19 protein-coding genes are annotated in these 19,463 nt (G+C 36.5%); 8 read left to right on the top strand and 11 right to left on the bottom strand.

All coding sequences use genetic code 11. The annotated features are described in order from the left end of the window. Positions 1 to 20: 20 nt before the first annotated feature. Positions 21 to 2,018 (bottom strand): penicillin-binding transpeptidase domain-containing protein, encoded by a 1,998-nt coding sequence (locus DS031_RS17065; protein WP_245947498.1) that lies wholly within the window; start codon positions 2,016 to 2,018, stop codon positions 21 to 23. 222 nt (positions 2,019 to 2,240) lie between these two features. Here DS031_RS17065 and DS031_RS17060 point away from each other — a divergent pair, with 222 nt between their 5' ends. After that, on the top strand, positions 2,241 to 2,582 hold the full coding sequence (locus DS031_RS17060) for a DUF4372 domain-containing protein (RefSeq protein WP_113807273.1): 342 nt from the start codon (positions 2,241 to 2,243) through the stop codon (positions 2,580 to 2,582). Positions 2,583 to 2,887: 305 nt separating this feature from the next. Beyond that, positions 2,888 to 3,859 carry an NAD(P)H-dependent flavin oxidoreductase gene (locus DS031_RS17055; RefSeq protein ID WP_113807272.1) on the top strand — a complete coding sequence of 324 codons (972 nt, stop codon included), beginning with the start codon at positions 2,888 to 2,890 and terminating at the stop codon, positions 3,857 to 3,859. Positions 3,860 to 4,297: 438 nt separating this feature from the next. Here the strand turns inward: DS031_RS17055 and DS031_RS24720 are convergent, their stop codons facing one another. From DS031_RS24720 to DS031_RS17040, 4 genes are all read right to left on the bottom strand, one after another. After that, the gene (locus DS031_RS24720) at positions 4,298 to 4,399 is read right to left on the bottom strand and encodes a DUF7660 family protein (protein ID WP_425451985.1); all 102 of its coding nucleotides are present in this window, start codon (positions 4,397 to 4,399) and stop codon (positions 4,298 to 4,300) included. 112 nt (positions 4,400 to 4,511) lie between these two features. Beyond that, on the bottom strand, positions 4,512 to 5,876 hold the full coding sequence (locus tag DS031_RS17050; RefSeq protein ID WP_181833207.1) for a M1 family metallopeptidase: 1,365 nt from the start codon (positions 5,874 to 5,876) through the stop codon (positions 4,512 to 4,514). 225 nt (positions 5,877 to 6,101) lie between these two features. Then, on the bottom strand, positions 6,102 to 6,512 hold the full coding sequence (locus DS031_RS17045) for a GNAT family N-acetyltransferase (protein ID WP_113807270.1): 411 nt from the start codon (positions 6,510 to 6,512) through the stop codon (positions 6,102 to 6,104). Between the two features lie 132 nt (positions 6,513 to 6,644). Then, entirely contained in the window at positions 6,645 to 7,085 is a 441-nt protein-coding gene (locus tag DS031_RS17040; RefSeq protein WP_113807269.1) for a GNAT family N-acetyltransferase, read from the bottom strand. A 198-nt stretch (positions 7,086 to 7,283) separates the two neighbouring features. Here DS031_RS17040 and DS031_RS17035 point away from each other — a divergent pair, with 198 nt between their 5' ends. Beyond that, entirely contained in the window at positions 7,284 to 7,697 is a 414-nt protein-coding gene (locus tag DS031_RS17035) for a hypothetical protein (RefSeq protein WP_113807268.1), read from the top strand. A 318-nt stretch (positions 7,698 to 8,015) separates the two neighbouring features. Next, positions 8,016 to 9,251 carry an IS110 family RNA-guided transposase gene (locus tag DS031_RS17030; protein ID WP_113807267.1) on the top strand — a complete coding sequence of 412 codons (1,236 nt, stop codon included), beginning with the start codon at positions 8,016 to 8,018 and terminating at the stop codon, positions 9,249 to 9,251. A 437-nt stretch (positions 9,252 to 9,688) separates the two neighbouring features. Here DS031_RS17030 and DS031_RS17025 read toward each other — a convergent pair whose 3' ends face one another. Further along, on the bottom strand, positions 9,689 to 12,061 hold the full coding sequence (locus DS031_RS17025) for a nitric-oxide reductase large subunit (protein ID WP_113807266.1): 2,373 nt from the start codon (positions 12,059 to 12,061) through the stop codon (positions 9,689 to 9,691). A 174-nt stretch (positions 12,062 to 12,235) separates the two neighbouring features. On the opposite strand from DS031_RS17025, the gene DS031_RS17020 reads away from it, so the two are divergent. Continuing rightward, positions 12,236 to 12,937: a Crp/Fnr family transcriptional regulator gene (locus DS031_RS17020; RefSeq protein ID WP_113807265.1), complete on the top strand. Its 702-nt coding sequence runs from the start codon at positions 12,236 to 12,238 to the stop codon at positions 12,935 to 12,937. Between the two features lie 63 nt (positions 12,938 to 13,000). Here DS031_RS17020 and DS031_RS17015 read toward each other — a convergent pair whose 3' ends face one another. The 5 genes from DS031_RS17015 to DS031_RS16995 all read right to left on the bottom strand — a co-directional run bounded on the left by DS031_RS17015 (position 13,001) and on the right by DS031_RS16995 (position 16,994). Continuing rightward, positions 13,001 to 13,990, bottom strand: coding sequence for a hypothetical protein (locus DS031_RS17015; protein WP_245947496.1), 990 nt, complete (start codon positions 13,988 to 13,990; stop codon positions 13,001 to 13,003). Between the two features lie 461 nt (positions 13,991 to 14,451). Next, a complete protein-coding gene (locus DS031_RS17010) occupies positions 14,452 to 14,808 on the bottom strand; it encodes a group I truncated hemoglobin (protein ID WP_113807264.1) in 357 nt (118 codons plus the stop codon). A 73-nt stretch (positions 14,809 to 14,881) separates the two neighbouring features. Next, positions 14,882 to 15,997 carry a 2-iminoacetate synthase ThiH gene (thiH, locus tag DS031_RS17005; protein ID WP_113807263.1) on the bottom strand — a complete coding sequence of 372 codons (1,116 nt, stop codon included), beginning with the start codon at positions 15,995 to 15,997 and terminating at the stop codon, positions 14,882 to 14,884. Positions 15,998 to 16,015: 18 nt separating this feature from the next. Next, positions 16,016 to 16,786: a thiazole synthase gene (locus tag DS031_RS17000; RefSeq protein WP_113807303.1), complete on the bottom strand. Its 771-nt coding sequence runs from the start codon at positions 16,784 to 16,786 to the stop codon at positions 16,016 to 16,018. A 13-nt stretch (positions 16,787 to 16,799) separates the two neighbouring features. Next, the gene (locus DS031_RS16995; RefSeq protein ID WP_113807262.1) at positions 16,800 to 16,994 is read right to left on the bottom strand and encodes a hypothetical protein; all 195 of its coding nucleotides are present in this window, start codon (positions 16,992 to 16,994) and stop codon (positions 16,800 to 16,802) included. A gap of 277 nt (positions 16,995 to 17,271) precedes the next feature. Here DS031_RS16995 and ric point away from each other — a divergent pair, with 277 nt between their 5' ends. The 3 genes from ric (at position 17,272) to DS031_RS16980 (ending at position 19,323) form a co-directional block, all read left to right on the top strand. After that, positions 17,272 to 17,985: an iron-sulfur cluster repair di-iron protein gene (gene ric, locus DS031_RS16990; RefSeq protein WP_113807261.1), complete on the top strand. Its 714-nt coding sequence runs from the start codon at positions 17,272 to 17,274 to the stop codon at positions 17,983 to 17,985. A 1-nt stretch (position 17,986) separates the two neighbouring features. After that, on the top strand, positions 17,987 to 18,532 hold the full coding sequence (locus DS031_RS16985; protein WP_245947494.1) for a hemerythrin domain-containing protein: 546 nt from the start codon (positions 17,987 to 17,989) through the stop codon (positions 18,530 to 18,532). A gap of 239 nt (positions 18,533 to 18,771) precedes the next feature. Continuing rightward, positions 18,772 to 19,323, top strand: a complete 552-nt coding sequence (locus DS031_RS16980) for a hypothetical protein (RefSeq protein WP_113807260.1) — start codon at positions 18,772 to 18,774, stop codon at positions 19,321 to 19,323. Positions 19,324 to 19,463: the final 140 nt, after the last annotated feature.

Below are 19,463 nucleotides of genomic sequence, written 5' to 3'. Positions count from 1 at the left end.
TTCGTTAAGCTTCAGCCCAATTACTCACTATATTGTTCAAACACGTTCGCAACTAACGGAACAACTGAATGACTGCCGTTTGGAACGTCTTCTACCATCATTGCGATTAAAAGATTTTTCTTTTCCCCTTCATATGCGACAAACCAGCCGTTTTCCTGTCCGCTCGTTTCACCGGCTTTTTTCAGCTCAGCTGTTCCTGTTTTACCGGCAATTGTGATACCTTCAATTTGTGCTTCTGGTGCTGTGCTGTTTGGACTTTGAACAACTTTTCTCAGCATGTTATGAAGAAGACCTGCGTTTTCAGCGGAAATCATTTGTTCTTTTTTCGCAGGCCCATCTTCTTTCAATAGAAACGGAAAAACCATCTTTCCTTCATTAACAAAAGTCGTATACGCCGTCGCTAAATGAAATGGACTCATCTGTATTTGTCCCTGGCCGTAGCTAGAATCTGCAAGAAGCACCTCATCTTTTGTTAAAGAATCATTTGAAATACTTGAGACATGAATCGGAAATGGAAAATCTAACTCCTCGTTAAACTTGAATTGTTTCAGTCCTTTTTCAAACGTTTCCGCTCCCATTTCTAACGCTTTGCGGGCAAAATAAATATTATCAGACTGGACGATTGCATCCTCTAAGTTTACGTTTGAATCATAAGCTGAAACTCTCGTAACCTTGTAGCCGCCCCAATCTGCATCTTTTTTCCACGTCTTTCCGTCTATCATTTCTTCTTGCTGCGGATTTAATGTCTTAGCTTCCAAACCAATCGCTGCTGTCATTGGCTTCATCACAGACCCGGGTGAAAATGTTTTATTGAACTTTGCTGAAAACGGGTTATGCTTATTGTTTTTCAGCTCCTCGTACTCGCCTGTATCAAAACCTAAAATATAATCATTCGGATTATAAGCAGGCGTACTAACCATTGCGAGTGTTTCACCTGTTAGCGGATTTAGTGCAACAGCTGTGCCTGACTTTTCTTTAAGCTGTTCATAAATAACGGCTTGAAGGCGGGTATCTAATGTTAACTGAAGATCTTTTCCATCTACTTTCGGTTTTTTCGCAATTTCCTCTCCTGAACCTTTCACAGCGATCACCCAACCTGTTTCACCGTGCAGTATTTCTTCATAGATTTGCTCTAAACCAGCTGCTCCAATTGTTTCATACGAGCTGTAGCCTTTTTTCGTCATTTTTTCCGCTTCTTCTTTGTACATTTGGCGAATATAGCCTGTTAGATGGGCTGCTTTTTCTCCTAATGGATAGACACGCTCTGTTTTTTTCATCGTCAGTACACCTAGGATTTCTGCTAAACCGTCGTATAAATCCGCTTCAGAAACAACACCTTTTAACGGAACAAATTGCTCAGGATTACTTTGAACCCACCCCTGTGCTAATTTCTTTTTAATCGTTTCTTGATCAAGTTTTATCGTTTCACTGATTTGCTTAATAATCGCTTCTTGTTGATCACCAAGCTTTGCCGGCACAACACCAACCCAAATAACCGTATCATTGACGGCAAGTCCTTGTCCGTTTCGATCAAAAATTTGCCCGCGCACAGGAGGTATCGCACTTAATTTTACTTCATCGCCGTCTTTTAACTGCTTAAAAATAAACGAAGAATCCCAATTCAATCCCCACTGCTCGGCCCCTTTTTCGCCTTCTAATGTTAAAACAGCGGTATGATCAAACGAAACTTCACCTGCGATTGTATCCATTGAAACAGAAAACGGAAATGCAACTTGTCCTTCTTCATTCGGTTCCACTTCTTCCTCAGGCTTTTCAAATGCTACCTTTAGATTTTTCACTTGAATATCTTTAAAAAGAGATTTATGACGATTCACGAATTGTTCCTTTGAAATTTTTTCTTTCACCTCTGCAGCTAATCCATCATACATTTTGTCAAATTGTTGACTGTTCCACTGCAAAACATAAGTATCAAACGCATCTTCCGGTGACGGCCGTTCTGAACAACCGGCGATGAAAAATATAAATAGTAACGCTGCAACAAATACTCCTATTCTCAAAAAACTCCCTCCTTTATAAGAGTATATGCAGCTGCTATCTTTTTATATGAAATTAGCTTTCATTGTACTTTCCATATGGACAAATTAGGCGTTTTGTCTTTTTGAGGAGTCTGACCCAGCCGTGTTGATTATGAAGAATTTGTAAGATGAATACATGAAAAAAGGGAGTCTCCTTGTTATCCTCAGACTAAGACCAACTAACCGAGGAAAGGAGAACTCCCTATGAACCAGAATAACAGAGTATTAAAAATTCTTCAAACCCTACTTGATAAGGTGGATTTTGATACGATTCTTGAAAGATACGACTATGTAGAAACGGCGCGAAAAGCGACATACAAAGAATTACTGTATACGTGGGTTTTGTCGAGTTTAAAAGGTTGGAAGAGTTTTCGCGATGCGGAGAGACAGTTAAAGACTGATTCAGATCGCCGCTTGCGTCAATCATGCCGGCCTGCACGATATTTAAGTGAAACATTTCTTCAAAAAAAAAACATTGGAAGCATAGAAGTGCCGTCCATCATTCATTTTATAAATTCCATAAGCGATAAGGGTTTTAATAATTAAATCCTTTTCTACCCTTATAAATTGATCCATGTTTGCTTCCCCCTTTTCTTAATAGTTCGTTTCTTTACATTAATTGTATCGCTTCTCGTTTATTAACACTGTTACATAGATCACACTTTTATTATCTTTTTTAAAATGTGATCTATGACACAGACTATGGAAGTGAAACAAGCTAGCATATACCTAGAAGTATTGGAATAAAAAAGAAAATATTATTAATTATTGAGAGTAGGTGTTCATTAACTCACTATTTTATAGAAACCTATTATTACAATGAGAAGTTGTTAAAGTCGTGCTAAATCATAATGAAATGGGGTTTTTTTTTGAATTTTCCACAATTGAAAATAGGTCATATGATGCCAAAGGTTCCCATCATGCAAGGTGGCATGGGGGTAGGTATTTCGTTAAGCAAACTAGCAGCTGCGGTTGCGAATGCTGGAGGAATTGGAATCATATCAGGAACAGGAATTACTGTCGATGAAATGCGATCACATATAAGAAAGGCAAAGGAATGTACAAAGAATTCCGGCTATATTGGAATAAATGTTCTTTTCGCCATGAATGATTTTGCTGAAAAAATGAAAGCAGCGATTGAAGAAAAAGTTGATTTTATTATATCAGGTGCTGGAATTTCAAGAGATATGTATGCTTGGGGGAAAGAAGCCGGCATCCCCGTTATTTCGATTGTATCTTCAGCAAAGCTTGCTAAGCTGTCAGAACGTCTTGGTGCTGCTGCAGTTGTTGTAGAAGGCCATGAAGCCGGTGGACACCTTGGTACAGACAGACCTTTATTCGATATACTGCCGGAAGTCGTTGCTGCAGTCAAAATTCCAGTAATCGCTGCTGGAGGAATACTAACGGGAGAAGATCTCAACCGCGCCTTAAGTATCGGAGCTTCTGGGGTACAGATGGGTACGAGGTTTGCTGCAAGTGAAGAGTGTGATGCCCCGTTACCATTTAAAGAAAAATATGTCCATGCTCGGCAGGAAGATACGATTTTAGTTAAAACAACGGTTGGTCTCCAAGGTCGTGTAATTAAAAATTCTTTCAGTGAGCTTATTGCTGATGATAAAAAAGTAAAAATTAAGAAGTGCATTGACTGCCTAAAAAATTGTTCTTATCGCTTCTGTACACTGGATTCTTTAATTACATCTATGAATGGAGATTGCGAAAATGGCCTTGTTTTCGCCGGGGCAAGAGTGCATGAAATTAAAGAAATCCTCCCAGTTCAAACAATCATCAACAACATTATGAAAGAATATGAAGCTTGTATCTAAATCTTTAAAGGTACCTGATCCTAAAATGCAAATGCATTCGGTCAGGCACCTTTTTATTTACTAATTAGGGTTGCTCCCGCGGTGTTTTGTTAATAATATAGCAGCGTAAAATCTATAGTAAAATTTACAACTCCCTAAAAAAAGAAGACCCTTTAAAGAGTAAGTAGCTCCTATACTGTGGAGAAAATACAAAAAAACATTAGAAATCACACTTGCAATAGCAAGTTAAATAACAACAGAAATAACACACAAAAACGCATGACAATCCATACGCTTTAAATTTGCTTGTTTTCTTCAACTAATGCACTCCGTTAGTGCAAGAACTACCATCTATTATTCATACCTACTGCCTGCGTATAATATCTTTGTAAATTCACTCCATTTAGGCTCTTCTAAAAGTAATTTAGTGTCACTTGCCCATGCTTCCATTGCATCTAACTATGTATCAATACTTGTATTTTCCCATTCTTGCTTATTATCTATATAGTCCTGCTTCATTAAGCGTATGAATTGTAATAACTCCTTTTTTGGACTTGACACTATTTTCTATCTCATCAAAGTTCATATAATCAACCTCGATTCCTATATACCTTTTTAGTTGTTATTCTGGATTTGTCCCCTATAGTTTAAAAAAAGGAAATTGCAAAAATAATCAATCAAGCACCAACCAATCCTCAAATTCTGCGTTATCTTCAAAACTAAAATAGTGTTTAGTAAATCTAACAAATTCTTTAGTATTTACTTCTTTATAATTATAAAAGTCATAATAACTTTTTAAAAATTTTTCTGCCTCCTCTATACCACCTCTTTTTTCGAACATTTTCCACAACATCACACTGGCTTTTCCATAGGTATATGAGCTTTGATTATGTTTATATTTATCTAATGGTAGGTTTATAGATAGTGGTTCAAGTTTTTCTAAATGTTTTGCCATTGTGTCATAAGGGATTTCCTGTTCAGAATTTGAATAATAATATAGCCCTGTTGCAAACTCAGCAAATCCCTCATCTAACCAAGCTTCATTATAAGGATCATTGCTGATGATACCATAAAACCATTGATGTGCAATTTCGTGTACAACCATTCTTTTAAGGGTATCAGTTTTCACTGGACCACTATTGTAAACTGAGCTTGCTGTAACAATACCTGGGCACTCCATTCCTAAACTATCTAGAATAATATCTAGCTGTTTAAATGGGTATGGACCAATATTTTTTTCGAAGTAACTTTGTGCATTTGTAGCTACTTCACTTATTTCAGTATATAAATCATGTTTTTCTTCAAATCCAAAAACCCTTATATTTACGTTTCCAGACATTCTTTGAACAACTAGTGTTTTTTTTATAACAGCTACGAATATATCCTTTACATTACTGACTTTAAAAGAATCTTTGTTTTTACTTGGAAAATTTTCATTATCATATGTTGAAACGAAAGTGTATTCTTCAGGGATGTCGTATTCAAATTTATAATCGCTAAATGCAGTATGATAGGTTTCACCTCTAAACATGTAGTCTGCCTTATTCCATTTGTTATCCCTATATGTTGCAACCATTGGGTAAAATTGTGATAAGTAGTAATTACCATTTTTTCTAGTAAACCTCAGTCCATTATCTGGAAGGGTGAATTCATAGATAAATTCAACTGTAATTTGTTTATTCGGTTCTAGCTGATTCTGTAAGGGGATTGTTAATGTGTCTTCCTCTAGGGTAAAATCAGTTTGATTCCCATCAATAGCCACTTTATGAAATTTTATAGTTGCTGGAGATTCTAGAGGATAATTTAAATCTTGAGCTGTATCTTCTGTAAATATGTTAGGAATAAAATAGAATATCAAGTTATTCCAATTATCTTGAGATGTGTTTTCTATAATCACTTTCGTTTCTATATTAAATTCCCCTTCATCAGTCATAGTTAACATAATGTCATACTGACTTCTACTTCCTGATGGAACTTCTTTCGGCATAAAAGTTCTATCTAGTTTAGAATTTGGAGAAAGGAACTCTTCTTCATCCATCTTTTGGTCACAGGCAGACAAAGAAACTAGAAATGATAAAATAAAATATATAAAAATCAATCTATGTTTAATTAATCTCACCCTCATTTCGAATTTTCTATTTATACTTCTCTGCAATAAATGGAAATTACTGTATATATTCTATCAATTATAAAAAAGAAAAAGACAATCAATTTAATGATCGCCTTTTTTAGCTCTTGCTACCCGTTAGTGCAAGAATGCTTCTTAATTGGACAGTAAAGGCTTGGTCATACAAGCGTTATCTTTAAAATCGAACTTTTTATAAAAATCATGTGCATCTGATGTCGCTAAGGCAAATGCTGTAAATTTAATTTCTGGATGTTCAAATATACATTCCATTAACCATTGACCTAATCCTTTACCCCTGTAATTATCATCTATGACAACATCTAATATCCATGAAAACACAGCTTTATCAGTAACTACCCTCGCAAACCCTACTTGTTTTCCGTTATGATACACCCCGAATGACAAAGAGTTGTTAATGCTTTTTTCGTTGGTTTCTATTGCTCTATTCGATGCCCAATATGTTGTAGATAGTAACTTTGAGACATCTTCTAAGTTTATTCTATCTTTATCGTCACTAACTACAAACTCTTCTTTATACCACTCCATTTATGCTCCTCCAATTCTATACATAGAGTGTAATTACCTTCTTGCTCAACATTCCTGCGATTTACCATAAGGGGATAATACTACAGCGACAACTCTCTTATTCCACTATTGCACCCTTTAATTCAATACTACTTATTTCAAAAACGCTTTGAACACATAACTTACTTTGTCATAGTCCATTCTATTTTCATAAAAACGGTGTGCGGCAGTTCGCTGTAATCCTGAAGATAAAGCAATACTTTCATAGTTGTTTTCTTTTGCCCATTCATGAACATATGAAAGTAGTTTTTCACCGTATCCTTTTGAACGCTTATTTGTATCGGTCACTAAATCACAAACCCAGACAAATCTACCATAATATAGTGTTATCATTGGTTTAAAACCAGTTACTGCAACTATTTCTCCGCCATCAATTAAAGCAAACATTTTATATCTATCTTTATCTTTTGCGTCTAAAACTAAATCGAGATATGTCTCTTCATCGAGGTGTTTTCGTAGTTGTTTCATAACTGGAAATGCTTCTAAAATCTCATTTTGTGATTGTAACTCTTTAATTGTTAAAGTATCCTCCATAATTATTCCCCTTTTTCAAATTTTAGCTAAGTTTAACATAACTTCTTCTTCCACTAAACTGCCACTTGATTGAATAAACGAAGGAGCTGCTGCACCAATCCTTATTCTTAAATTCAAGTACCCTTTCGTGGAACAAACTTTATCTTTATCGTTAAAGATTATAATTATTGTATAATTAAACATCAGAGGGGTGAGGGAATGTTTAAACGAAAGATGTTATCAGCTTTATATACAGCTGTTTTTCTAACAATAATTACTGGGGTTTTTGTTACAATATTAATTCTTTTTTATGTAGGGGATGGTCATAGCTTTTCAGAATCAACCACAAGTTTAGGATTTCTACCTTTGGTTTTCTTTTACACTTTAATTGGTAACTTTGTTTACGGCTTACCAGTATCCATTCTAATTGAATATATAACAAGGCATGGAAAAAGAAAAAAGCAAGTTCTTTTTTCCTTTTCCCTTTATAGTTTTTTCGGTCTTATTATAATATTTTTGTTAGGATGGCTCGTAATATATACATTTGCCAGTGCGATATTATTTTTTCTAGTAGATACAAGACTTAAAAACAATAATAATAAGTTACTTAGAACGTCCACTTTTGCAAATTAAAGTGGGCTTTTTCTTTTATCCAATCCTATATATGTTAATTTTTGTTGAAGTAAACTGCCACGTTCGTATTATAAGGTCATCCAGATAAGAAAATATTTCTGGTTGACCATTTTTTATATGGTCTTATTATAACGGTAGCTGGGGTAAAATGTAACTGCCCGTGGGACCTGGATCCCGTCAGCTAAACAGTTTGCCCCCTACTTGTAGAAACATGATTGAGGCTGGTTGGGACAACGATCTCGTATAACAAGCGAAGCTGTGATACTGCAAGAAGGATAAGGGGTACCGGCAAATAAAAAGATTAGGAGATGGTGGAGGATGAATCCAGTCGTTGGTCTGGATGTATCTAAAGTGGAAAGTCAGGTCCAAGCATTTTTGGACAAGAAAAAGCCTTATCGTAAGAGTTTTAAAGTGAAACACACTAGTGAAGGACTAGTTTTACTTCACGAATTTTTAAAGCACATAAAGGAAACTACAGGACAGAATCCATCAATTGTTTTGGAATCTACAGGACATTATCATGCTTCTGTTGTTCAATTTTTGGAGGAGCATAATTATTTATTAATCATAGTGAACCCATTGATCTCACATAGAGCGAAAAGTTCTAGTTTACGTAAGGTTAAGACAGATGCCATAGATGCCTATCATCTTTGCGAACTTTACTATAAGGAGGACTTAGAGCCTTATAAAAAGCGTGGAGTTCAACTCTTAAACCTTCGTAATCTAACACGGCAACATGAGAATATTACAGGGAATTTTATTCAAACAAAGCTACAGTTTCAGGCTGTATTGGAACAAGTATTTCCTGAATATAGAGGGGTTTTTGGAGAGCTATATTCTTTTGTTTCTTTACGGGTTCTCCAAGAATTTAAAGCATCCGAAGATATCTTGAAGACTAGCGTGGATAAACTAGCAAATCGTATAGCTGATTTATGTACGAGTCGTTCTGAAAAATGGGCTTATGAAAAGGCACAAAAGCTCAAAGCAGCTGCAGCTCGTAACCCATTTAAAAAGACGTTGTACCAAAGTCATCTTTTAAGCATGGGAATGTATATTGATATGCTTCTTCAATTTAAAGAGCATCTATCAAAGTTGGAAGCAGAGATAGATACACTAGCTAAAGAAATTGAAAAATATAATATTATCAAATCTATCCAGGGTATCGGAGAAAAGATCGCTGCCACGATCCTTTCTGAGATTGGGGAAATAGATCGATTTAATCACCCCAAAAAGCTTGTGGCTTTTGCCGGAGTTGATCCCAGCGTTTTTGAATCAGGTAGATTCACAGCGAGTAAAAACCGTATCACTAAAAGAGGTTCTAGTCGTCTACGCCACGCTTTATATCTAGCTATACGTTGTGCCATCCGTGACAAGCGTAAAAAGAAAACTAGTGATGAACTAATCCCTCGAAATAAGAAAATGAGGGAATTTTACGATAAAAAGCGCAGCGAAGGTAAACCCTTTAGGGTAGCAGTAATTGCTTGTGTAAATAAGCTATTACATTGGATATATGCTTTACTAAAAAACAAAACAACTTTCCAAGATATAGTTTAAAAACTATATCTGACTAAATAAAACAAAACCTTCCAGTATAATAATAAAGGAAGGTTATTTGGCACGCGCAAATTTAGTATATCACATTAATTTTGAGTTTTTTATTGAAAAATGTTGACAAACTATTAGCTGGTTTACTTTAAGTATATTTATTTTAACATAAAATTACAATTACTTTCTGTATGTATCAGAATTAACATAGTAAATAGCAAACCTTTTAACATACTAATTATCGGATTGACAACAGTAATTGTCATTATGCGAATTAGGGTGTGATTTATTCTGCAATTTTTTATGTTAAAAGCCAACAATCATTGGCATAAAAGGGAAATAAGAGACCAAATCAACTATGTGATTTGGTCTGCTAATTGGCATGTTATTTCATATGTTTCTGCACGATAACGGAACTATTTATTTAAAGAGTCCTCTCCTTTCCTTTACTCTTCCTCAGTTGATAGATCTTTCACAGGCAGTGCTTCCATTTCACGGTGTGTCGGTTTTCTTAAATGGGATAATGCTTTTACACTAAACACCGCAAGTGCAATAACCCCTAATAAAAAGATTGTATCTGGAACAGCACGAATTGTAAGAAGCTTTTGGATAATGTCCTGCTGTAAAAATTCAGGTGAGCGTGATGCCCAGTAGCCGCTGAAAAATGCTTCTTTTAATTGCAAGAAACCAACTGGAAGCAGTGTGACGATTACCATTCCTGCTAAACCGATATTGAGTGCCCAGCATGAGAATTTCAGCCATTTGTCATTCCATTTTTCAGGTTTGACAATGTTTCTTAATGAATAAAGGAGAACCGCAATGCCAAACATGCCGTACACACCCATCATTGCAGCGTGACCATGAGCCGGTGTTAAAAATTGTCCGTGCTCAAAGAAGCTAACTGCCGGCAAGTTAATGAGAAAACCTAATACCCCTGCACCAACTAAATTCCAAACAGCTGTTGAAATTAAAAACCAGAATGTTGCTTTATACGGAAAATCGACGCCACCGTCTCTCATCATCTTATACTGCTCATATGCTTCAAGCACAAGTAGTGTAAGCGGAATAACTTCAAGCGCTGAAAAAACTGCGCCAAGTCCAATCCACGCTTCACTTGAACCGTTGTAATAATAATGGTGACCAATTCCGATTACACCGCTGCCGAGCAAAATAGTTAACTGAAAATACAGCGCGCGGACAGTCGAGCTTTTGGTGACAAGATTCATCTGCACAAGCAGGAAGCCAATAATAACAACCGCAAATACTTCAAAAATTCCTTCTACCCATAAGTGAATAATCCACCAGCGCCAAAAATCAGACATCGTAAAGTTTGCACCTGGATTAATAAAAAATGCGAAAATATAGAAAAACGGCACCGCAATCGCTGCGTAAAACAAGAGATGAATTAAGCCGCCTTTATCACTTTCTCGCTTTAACCCGCTCTTAATGCCTCGGAAAACAATAAACAGCCAAATGAGCATTCCCGCTGCAAGCACAACCTGCCAAATCCGTCCAAGCTCAAGGTATTCCCAGCCTTGGTGACCAAATAAGAACCAATTGTTTCCTAAATAACCATTCACACCGAGCCACTCACCAACCATACTGCCGCCGACTAATACAACGAGCGCCCAAAACAGAATATCAACTAATACTCCCTGCCGCTTCGGTTCATGTCCTCCGACCAGCGGTGCAACGAAAATTCCCATGCCAAGCCATGACGTGGCAATCCAGAAAATTGCAAGCTGCAAATGATAACCTTTTGAAATACTAAACGGTAAAATATCATAAATCCACCTTATTCCGAAAAAACTATCTGGCTCTACATAATAGTGAGCAAGAAGCGCTCCAAACATTGCCTGCGCGAAAAACAACACCGATACAACCGCAAAATATTTTCCTGTTTTCACTTGTGACGGTGTTAACGGCTGTTTACTTAAATCAAAAGTAGGATATTTTCCTTCTGTATAAGCTTCTTCCATACCGAGACGATAACGATTGAATAAATAAAGAATCACAGCAAGCGCTAGAATTAAAATTGTGATACTTGCTCCGCTCCACCATACAGCAGAAAATGACATCGTATTTCCTGCGTCTTCAAAGTAAGGCCAGTTGTTTGTATAGGTAATCTCATCATTAGGACGCAGTGTACTTGAAAGCCATGCTGTCCAGAAGAAAAAGTCTGCTATTTGCGTAATTTGATCGCCATCACTTACCCATGCACGCTCCCCATCCGGCATATGACTTTCTTGAATCAATCCTGCTTTTAAGCCCCAGCCATCGCCATTTGTAAAAACATCACGGTAATATTCGCGAACTTTTTCTAATCCGTAAGTTTGTGCCGCCGTTAACGGAAGAACCTTTTTCTCCTCGTTGTAACGGTTTACCCGCATTTCTTCAATCACATGATTTTTAATCACTTCGCGCTGATCTTTCGTTAACTCAGCAAACGGCTTCCCATAAGCTTCTTGTGCTTTATAATCCTGCATTCCTAACGTGTAAATTTTCAATGTTTCAGCTGTGTAATCAGGTCCCATATATGAACCGTGACCGAGAACTGTTCCATAATCCATCAGGCCATATTTTTGAAAGACGGCCTGCCCTCCTTTAATGAATGCTTGACTTGTAACCACTTCGCCATTTGCATTTACAACCTCAAGCGGTCTTGGTGCCATTTCTTTAAAAATCCAATAACCTCCTAAAAGCAATACGGTAAAGCTAGCAAGCAGTGTAAACACTAACACAGATTTTAAAAAGCCATTTTTTGCTTTTATATTTCGTTTTTTCGAAGTTTTTGGATCATTTATTTGTGGTGCTCCCATCATATCCACTCCCTTTAAAGTATCTTATTTGCGTCTTATGATATACCTCTTTTTCCAAACCGTCTGTGAGGTGCTGCAAGGAAAAAGTGTGAGATTGATCACTTTAAAGGAAGAACAAACTCATTAAAATAATAGAAGGGAAAACTTAAAAATTATGAGAAGGGTGGAGAAGGGATGAGCGCAGAGACCATTCGAACATTATTAAAAAAAGTTCCATTATTTAAGGAACTAACAGAGAATGAACTCACACCAATTGTTGAAATGGCACATCCACGTCAATTTCGAGCTCGGATGATTATCTTTATGCAGGGAGATCCGCTTGATCGCGTGTTTTTTATTCATAAAGGAAAAGTAAAAATTTATAAAACAGATTTGAGCGGTAAAGAACAAATTGTTTCCATATTGCAAGAAGGCGATATGTTTCCACATGCCGGTTTTTTTCGTACTGGTGACTACCCAGCACACGCTGAAATTATTGAAAACGCAACATTAATCGTTATTCCAATTTCTGATTTTGAAAAACTCTTACTGCAGCGTCCTGATGTTTGTATAAAATTGTTTAAAGTAATGGGTGAAAAGATTGTTGATTTGCAAAACAGGCTTGAAGAACAAATTCTTCATAATACGTATGAACAAATTTTAATGCTGCTGCTTCGTCTTTCAAAAGCATATGGAAAAAAGCATAAAGACGGCAGAATTGAACTTACCACTCACTTTACAAACCGAGAAATCGCAAACATGATCGGCACCTCACGCGAAACCGTCAGCCGGACGCTTACACAATTACGCAGAAAAGAAATAGTTGAAGTAAACGCAAAAGGTCGCTTTTTAATTGCAGCTAATGCTGTTAAAGAAGAGCTTTTTTATCATTTATAGCTTACTTAAATTTCTCTATAAAAAACTCCCGCTGTGGATCACTTTATTCACAGCAGGAGTTTTTTATGCAAAGCGATAATAAATTAAAATCATAGCTCCTAATACAAACAAGAAGTTTAAAAAAACAAAAATGATTTGATCAAGCATTGTTTGGTGAATTTTAATCGGAGGCTTATAAAAGCTTATTCCTTCAAGGATAAATACAATGAGAATAAAGTGAACAATTAAGTGTCCGACAATTTCAACAGCTCCAAACAATGTTGTTGTCATAAAGAAGATAAGTGTTAATACAAGTGCTAAAATACGATTTAACACTCCAACGACTAACAAATAACCAACAACAAACTCAATAAATGCACTTATGCTTATAAACATTTCAGGTGAAAAGCCAAATGTTGGCACACCATGTGATGCAATAATATCCATGCTTAATCCCGGAAAGACCCACTTCTCAACAGCTACCCAGCAAAGAGATAATCCTGTGCCTAAATATAAAAACGGTGTACCCCATGTTTCAATTTTTGTTTTTTGCACAAATAATGCAAACGCAATCGCCACATAAAAGCCGTAATCCAGCATATGAAACGTGCCAATGCGAAATGTTGCTTCAATAAATGCTAAAACAAGTGCAGCAGCGGCAATTTTATGAGCAAAATGATGTGGAATAAGAAGCAGCACAATAACTGCTGCACCAACAATATAGCCAAATGTATTAATATGAATTTCAGGCGCTAATAAGCTTCCTGATAGAACTTGCACAATTAATGCAACTGCTGTTCCGTATCGCAGCAATAACGGTGAAAATTTTCTTAAACGATCTAATGTTTCATCAAACTTTTCAACTGGCTTCCATTCCATTAATTTCGGTAAAATTTGCGGCAAAATCCCAAGAACAAGCGCTGTAATTAATGCAATCGTCATAAAAAATGGTGATAATATATTTTCAATTGATTCTTTCACAGGCGCAGATTTTGTGAACCACTTCACATGACCGTTTGCAATAAATGGAATCGTTAAAAAGAACAACAAGAATGCAAAAACTTTTATTTTCAATTCAATCACCTCTAAGTTAGTATGAGTAAAGTTTTAGAAAATATGAATGACAATGCACCCATATTGTACTGCTTTTTTCTTCAAATAATGTGAAATATATCACAAATTAGTGACAGTTTCATAATTTTATTTCATAAATATTCCCCTTTATCATCAATATAAAAAGCTGACCTGAAAGTAAAAAATACTTTCAGGTCAGCTTTTTAATGGATTTGATTAATTTCATTACGGAGCTGCTGTGTTCGCTTTGCATTTCCTTTAGTCACTGTTCAGTCAACATATCTTCCCGGCCGCCATCTCGATCATAGTCACGGTTATGATTCATGCTTCACACCCCAATTAGTAAAATTCACTAATTCTATTATTGACTTTCACTTTAAGTTTATACAAAAATAATCTTTAGTAAGTAACTTTAAAAAATAAAAGACAGGAAAAAGAATTCTCTGTCTTTTATCTTACTATTAGTGATGCAAAATTTGTTCTTTCATTGAAGCGACTTTATCTAACACCTGATTAATGTCTCCCTGCTCAACCTGAAATGCTTGTAGACTTGAAGCTAAATGGTTCGCAATGGCTGTAAAATGTTCTTCCTGTAAATTCAATCCTTCATGGGCTTTTTCCATACTTCTTCCTGAGTATTGATTTAGCCCGCCAACTGCCCAGCTGATAAACTGTGTTTGATGGCGCCTTTGTTTTTCCATATCCGTATTTTCAAAGAAATGGTTGACAGTTTCATCTGCTAAAACTTTGTCATAAAAATGATCTACAACTTTGCTGATCGCTTCTTTTCCGCCTAGTTTTTCATAAAGTGTTGTCACAATACCGCACTCCTCTTCTATATTCATGAATAGTATAAAGAATAATCCAGAAAGATATACCTCATATACTTTTTTAATGCGCCTCACTCAGCAGCTGCCAATCTTTAAAAACCGGCTGATAGCCTTTTTGCTTTAAGAGGCTTTTTATCTCATCGACACTGCGCTCATCGGAGATTTCAAACTGGCTGTTTCCTTCTTCCTCTTCTGCATAACCGCCGACTGCTGTTGATGAGCCTGCTGACATTTGCGTGATGCCGAGCGGAATTAAATGATCGCGAAGTTTTGGGGCTTCCCTTGTTGAGAGTGTCATCCCAATCCGCGGTAAAAACAGCCTTAATGCAAGCATATATTGGACAAGATGCTTGTCTAATACGTGAACATTCGGCTGAAAACTCCCTAAATGAGGCTTGATGCGCGGAAGAGCAACCCCAATCACTGTTTCCAAGTACTTGTTTTGTAAGTATGCGGCATGAAGCCCTGTGAAAAAGGCTTCCTTTCTCCAATCATCTAAACCGAGAAGTGCGCCAATTGTAACGGTGCGCATTCCTGCCTGGCAGCCGCGCTCTGGTGCATTCAAGCGAAAATGATAGTTTCGTTTCGGGCCTTTTAGATGAATTTCTTTATAAATATCTTCATTATACACTTCCTGAAATACTGTAAGACCATCAATACCAGCTGCAATCACTTCTTTATATTCTCCAACAGTTAACGGCTGTACTTCAATAGAAAGTGAATCAAAATAGTTTTTAAACACACCAACACTTTCTTTAAAATAAGAAATAGGTGTATACCTTCTTGATTCACCTGTTAATAAAATCACATGTCTTATTCCCCTAGCCGCAATTGCTTTTGCTTCTCCTTCTACTTCATCCATTGTTAATCTCTTTCGCTCAAATTGATTTTCAATGCTGAAGCTGCAGTATTTACATTGATTCACACAATAATCCGATAAATAAAGCGGTGAAAACAGCTGCATGACGCTGCCAAAGTGCTGTACGGTTAGATTATGAGCTTTTACGGCCATTTCTTCTAAATATGCTTCTGCCGCTGGTGATAACAATGTTAGAAAATCCATTTCAGTTAATTTTGATTTTGCTAATACACGCTTCACATCAAATTCGGTTGTCGATGTAAAGATCTCCTCAAACGGTAATGATTTTACTTCCTCATATTTTTCATAGAAACTCATTTTTTGCTTCTCCCCCTTTTATAAATGTAAGAATCCCGTTAACGGCGAAGAAGCATTTCCAGTGAAAGAGCATGTACCAACTCCCGCTAAATAACCGCGCCTTCCTGCCTTTACTGCCTCATCAAAAGCCATTGCCATTTCCACTGAATTTTGTGCACCTGCAATGGCGGTGTTAACAAGCACGGCAGCTGCTCCCATTTCCATTGCTTCTGCTGCTTCTGAAGGCTTTCCAATTCCGGCATCGACAACAATCGGCAGATCCATTTCATCAATTAAAATTTGAATTAGCTCTTTCATCTTTATTCCGCGATTCGTTCCAATTGGCGCTCCAAGCGGCATAATGCTCGCTGCACCAGCTTCTTTTAACCTTTTAGCCGCCATTAAATCAGGACTCATATAAGGCATCACAATAAACCCTTCTTGTGCTAATACTTCTGTCGCTTTAATTGTTTCATTATTATCTGGAAGTAAATATTTTTGATCAGAAATCACTTCAATTTTTACGATATTTCCCATTCCACACGCTCTCGCTAATCTTGCAATGCGAATCGCTTCATCTGCTGTTCGTGCTCCTGATGTATTTGGCATTAATGTGACCTGTTTTGGTATGTAGTTTAAAATGTTTTCCTCGTTTGCTTCTAAATCAACGCGTCTTAAAGCAACCGTTACAAGCTCTGTGTTTGATTTTTCAATTGCTTCATTCATTTGGTGATGATCTGCATATTTCCCTGTTCCAACGAATAAGCGGTTTTTAAATTCAATACCGCCAATGATTAATGAATTACTCATTTTGTCCCCTCCGTTAAGCTTGTCTAACAATTCCTTTCACCTCTAAATCCTCTAATTCCCTTAATGCTTGAATCCACGTATATTTCTTTCCATTTGCCCACCTATATCCCTCTGCCCACTTATACCCATACTCATCCACCCATTCATCAAGTGTTCTTGTATCAAGCATAAGATTTGTTAACGTCCCGCTTGTCCTTCTAGTCCGCATGAAGCTGCCTCCTTTTTATAAATGAAATTAAACATACTGTAACAAAACCAACCGGAAAACGATGTGATACTTCTCACTAATGAGCAAACTTTACAGCGACGGTATAGTTTTCTATTAATTTTGACTTCGTCGGGTAAAACGTTCTTTTCACACTATCTATTCTAAAATTTATGTTCAGTAATTTTTTCATTTGTGATTTGTATCACTTCAAGTGGAATTTACATTCGCTACACTTTAATTAGAAAAACAAACACTATTCAAATTGGAGGTTTTAGTAATGGAACCAATTTTTCATAACACAACAAAAACGGGTGATATTGTCACACGTTTACCTGAAACAAGTACGATTTTAAAAGAATATAAAATTGATTTTTGCTGCGGCGGCAACCGCCCAATTGGTGAAGCAATCGAAGAAAAAAATTTAAATGAGAAAGAAATCCTGCAAAAATTAAATAACGTCTATTTTAAATCATTACAGCATCAGCGCATTAACTGGGATCACATTACAAACAGCGATCTTATTGATCATATTGTTAACACGCATCATGCTTACCTTAATGCTGTTTTACCTGAATTAAGTCAATTTACAACGAAAGTATTCCGTGTCCACGGTACTCATCACCCTGAGCTTGCTGACGTACACAAATTATTTTATAAACTCAAAGTTGAGCTTGAACACCATCTTATTCAAGAAGAAAACATTGTCTTTCCATTAATTAGAGAATATGAACATATCCCGTCAAAAGAAAAATTAATCGAACTCGCACAAAAAATCGAAGACCTTGAAAGCGAGCATAGTGAAGCCGGAGATCTCTTAAAAGAACTCCGTGACGTAACAAACGATTACACCCTCCCAGAAGGAGCATGCACAACGTACCGGTTAACCTATCAAAAGTTGGAAGACCTAGAATCTGATCTCTTTCAGCACATTCACCTTGAAAACAATATCCTTTTTCCAAGAGTGCTTAACGAGTTAAAGGAGGCTAACTAGCATGAACCCACAAGAACACAGCTGCTTTAGTATGATGAGAAATACCAACGTTGTGTTTTGCTCAGCACTCGAGCAGTTAAAAAAAGAACATATTCCGTTAACAAAACAAATGGAAGAATTTTATGAGCTAACTCAAGAAATTGAAAACGACGGAGCAGCTGCCAATATTGAAAACATCATGAATGAGCTGCATGAAAAAATAAAAGCATTCGTATCAGAGCTTGAACCGCACTCAGAACGCGAAGAAGGCGTGCTTTTTCCAATGATGGTTCCCTATATCGGCCGTGAATCTGGTCCAATTGCCGTGATGGAATATGAACATGACGAAGCAAAAAAACAGTTAAAACACTTTTTAGCCCAAATGGAAAAAGCAGAAAGAGCACTTACCATGAAAAAAGCGAAAGAGCTCGCAAACTTCGCTTCACAAGCTTACCTCATTTTATCCGAGCATTTTATGAAAGAAGAAAATGTCCTTTTCCCGCTTGCAAACCGCCTTCTTTCTATTGAAGAAAAAGAAGAGCTGCAAAGTAAAATTAACGCTATCTAATTTTCATTTTTGGAGAAGTTGTCTCATGAAGGGATCTGATCCCAAATTGAGGCAGCTTTTTCTTATACTCCAGCGTGATAAATGTCACATCATTTTTACAGCTGCTTTTTTACACTTTAAGAAAGTTTAACTTTTTTAAAGGATTAAAGTATAAGAAAAACTAAGTCTTTCGCTAAAAGGACTTGGTGACAAGCCAAGTTTTTCTAATGATGGAAAAATGGAAAAAAGGAGAGGATAAAATGTTAAGCGTAACACTTACTTATGAAGAGGTTCTGGATGTGGAAACAATCCTACTAGAAACAAACCTTGTCAAATCAACTAAAGCATATGTTTTAAAAACAAAGGAAGGTTCTGTATTGCTTGAAGCGATACCTAAATCCGATGAACAGTGCGTCTCTTTCAGCTTCTCAGGAAATTTAACAATGGCACAATACCAAACGATTCACGATACAATCACTGCGATTTCCGATCAACTTCATGCTGTCATTGATGATCAGGAAGCATTTATGGGGTATTTAGAAAACTATGAAAAAGCGTATCTTATTACAAACTGGGAGAAGTGGGTTTATTTTTTAAACGGTGCCAAACATACGTCAATGGAAGGACAAAAAGTACGGATTTACAATGAACAGAATTTCCAGATCGCAGAAGGGATTCTTGTTCACTATGAAAAAGATGAAGCGAAGAAAGACACCTTCACGGTCACATCTTGTTCGCTAATTACAACGTTTGGAGAGCGGACATTTACTGGGGGAAATTTAAGGATTGAAGCAACAGGAGAATTTTATTAAACAGCACAAAAAAGAATGGCTTGCATCCATTCTTTCTCTTACATAATAGAAGGAATCGCATGATTATTTGCTGAAAATGCTTTATTTAAATCGAGTCAAAGTCAAATAACATGCCTTCTTCTCTTAATAATTCAATAATA

This window comes from Bacillus taeanensis, assembly GCF_003318295.1.
Taxonomy (GTDB): Bacteria; Bacillota; Bacilli; order Bacillales; family UBA6769; genus Maribacillus; species Maribacillus taeanensis.
This window is presented reverse-complemented; position numbering and strand designations above follow the sequence as displayed.